The 3,237-nt window shown below is 49.5% G+C and carries 2 rRNA genes; both read left to right on the forward strand.

The window, feature by feature from the left end:
• Positions 1-144: 144 nt before the first annotated feature.
• Positions 145-3,064 (forward strand): 23S ribosomal RNA (locus QOW94_RS10795).
• Positions 3,065-3,141: 77 nt separating this feature from the next.
• Positions 3,142-3,237: ribosomal RNA gene (rrf, locus tag QOW94_RS10800) — 5S ribosomal RNA — on the forward strand; the annotation flags it as partial.

Here is a 3,237-nt window from a genome sequence, read left to right on the forward strand (position 1 = left end):
GTTCTTTGAAAACTAGATAATATTTAATTTCTTGTAGTGATTATATTTATATATAATTTCAACCGAGAACACCGCGTTTATTGAGTAAATTAACAAAGTTTAATTCGCAAAACTCAATTAACTGAGCATCACTTAGTGATGCTAGGTTAAGTTATAAAGGGCGCATGGTGGATGCCTTGGCACTAGGAGCCGATGAAGGACGGGACTAACACCGATATGCTTCGGGGAGCTGTACGTAAGCTTTGATCCGGAGATTTCCGAATGGGGAAACCCAACAGTTTTAATCGACTGTTACTATTCAGTGAATACATAGCTGGATAGAGGTAGACGTGGGGAACTGAAACATCTCAGTACCCACAGGAGCAGAAAGAAAAATCGATTCCCTAAGTAGCGGCGAGCGAACGGGGAACAGCCCAAACCAAAGAGCTTGCTCTTTGGGGTTGTAGGACTGAACATTTGAGTTACCAAAGTTGTTGATAATCGAACGATCTGGGAAGGTCGGCGAAACAGGGTGATAGCCCCGTAGATGAAATCAATGACCCTCAGTTCAGGATCCTGAGTACGGCGACACACGTGAAACGTCGTCGGAATCCGGGAGGACCATCTCCCAAGGCTAAATACTCCCTAGTGACCGATAGTGAACCAGTACCGTGAGGGAAAGGTGAAAAGCACCCCGGGAGGGGAGTGAAATAGTTCCTGAAACCATGTGCCTACAAGCAGTTAGAGCCCGTTAATGGGTGATAGCGTGCCTCTTGTAGAATGAACCGGCGAGTTACGATAGCATGCAAGGTTAAGATGAAGAGTCGGAGCCGTAGCGAAAGCGAGTCTGAAATGGGCGTTTGAGTATGTTGTTGTAGACCCGAAACCAGGTGATCTACCCATGTCCAGGCTGAAGGTGCGGTAAAACGCACTGGAGGGCCGAACCCGTGTACGTTGAAAAGTGCTGGGATGAGGTGTGGGTAGCGGTGAAATTCCAAACGAACTTGGAGATAGCTGGTTCTCTCCGAAATAGCTTTAGGGCTAGCCTCGGAATTAAGAATCATGGAGGTAGAGCACTGTTTGGACGAGGGGCCCGTCATGGGTTACTAAGTTCAGATAAACTCCGAATACCATTGATTTATGTCCGGGAGTCAGACGGTGAGTGATAAGATCCATCGTCGAAAGGGGAACAGCCCAGACCACCAGTTAAGGTCCCTAAATATATGCTAAGTGGAAAAGGATGTGGAGTTGCTTAGACAACTAGGATGTTGGCTTAGAAGCAGCCATTCATTTAAAGAGTGCGTAATAGCTCACTAGTCGAGTGATTCCGCGCCGAAAATTTACCGGGGCTAAGCATATTACCGAGACTGTGGACATGACCATTAGGTCATGTGATAGGAGAGCGTTCTAAGGGCAACGAAGCCAGACCGTAAGGACTGGTGGAGCGCTTAGAAGTGAGAATGCCGGTATGAGTAGCGAAAGATCAGTGAGAATCTGGTCCACCGAATGACTAAGGTTTCCTGGGGAAGGCTCGTCCTCCCAGGGTTAGTCGGGACCTAAGCCGAGGCCGAAAGGCGTAGGCGATGGATAACAGGTTGAGATTCCTGTACTAGTTAATTATGTTTGAACGATGGAGGGACGCAGGAGGCTAAATCGTGCACACGATTGGAAATGTGTGTTCAAGCTGTAAGTCAGGTAAAGAGTCAAATGCTTTTTACCGCGTTGACAAGCAGTGACGAGGACCGAAATAAAGTAGGGAAGCGATCAATGTCACACTGCCGAGAAAAGCTTCTAGTGAGTAATTAACTACCCGTACCGCAAACCGACACAGGTAGTCGAGGAGAGAATCCTAAGGTGAGCGAGTGAACTCTCGTTAAGGAACTCGGCAAAATGACCCCGTAACTTCGGGAGAAGGGGTGCTGACCGCAAGGTCAGCCGCAGTGAAAAGGCCCAGGCGACTGTTTATCAAAAACACAGGTTTCTGCAAAATCGTAAGATGACGTATAGGGGCTGACGCCTGCCCGGTGCTGGAAGGTTAAGTGGATGAGTTAGCTTCGGCGAAGCCCAGAAATGAAGCCCCAGTAAACGGCGGCCGTAACTATAACGGTCCTAAGGTAGCGAAATTCCTTGTCGGGTAAGTTCCGACCCGCACGAAAGGCGTAACGATCTGGGCACTGTCTCAACGAGAGACTCGGTGAAATTAAGATACCTGTGAAGAAGCAGGTTACCCGCGACAGGACGGAAAGACCCCATGGAGCTTTACTGTAGCTTGATATTGGGTGTTGACACAGCTTGTACAGGATAGGTAGGAGCCGTTGAAGTCGGAACGCTAGTTTCGATGGAGGCATTGGTGGGATACTACCCTCGCTGTGTGAACACTCTAACCCGCGCCACTAAGCGTGGCGGGAGACAGTGTCAGGTAGGCAGTTTGACTGGGGCGGTCGCCTCCCAAACAGTAACGGAGGCGCCCAAAGGTTCCCTCAGAATGGTTGGAAATCATTCGCAGAGTGTAAAGGCAGAAGGGAGCTTGACTGCGAGACAGACAGGTCGAGCAGGGACGAAAGTCGGGCTTAGTGATCCGGTGGTTCCGTATGGAAGGGCCATCGCTCAACGGATAAAAGCTACCCTGGGGATAACAGGCTTATCTCCCCCAAGAGTCCACATCGACGGGGAGGTTTGGCACCTCGATGTCGGCTCATCGCATCCTGGGGCTGTAGTCGGTCCCAAGGGTTGGGCTGTTCGCCCATTAAAGCGGTACGCGAGCTGGGTTCAGAACGTCGTGAGACAGTTCGGTCCCTATCCGTCGCGGGCGCAGGAAATTTGAGAGGAGCTGTCCTTAGTACGAGAGGACCGGGATGGACATACCGCTGGTGTACCAGTTGTGCCGCCAGGCGCATCGCTGGGTAGCTATGTATGGATGAGATAAACGCTGAAAGCATCTAAGTGTGAAACTCGCCTCAAGATGAGATTTCCCATTCCTATATGGAAGTAAGACCCCTCAGAGATGATGAGGTAGATAGGTTGGAAGTGGAAGTGCAGTGATGTACGGAGCGGACCAATACTAATCGGTCGAGGACTTAACCAAGTAGAAAAAATGGTGACTCGGAAAGAAAATTAAATATTATCTAGTTTTGAGAGAACGAAGTTCTCTTATGAATATAGTGTGGTGGCGATAGCCAAAAGGATACACCTGTTCCCATGCCGAACACAGAAGTTAAGCTTTTGCACGCCGATAGTAGTTGGGGGATCGCCCCCTGC

Source organism: Lentilactobacillus sp. Marseille-Q4993, assembly GCF_951230165.1.
GTDB lineage: Bacteria > Bacillota > Bacilli > Lactobacillales > Lactobacillaceae > Lentilactobacillus.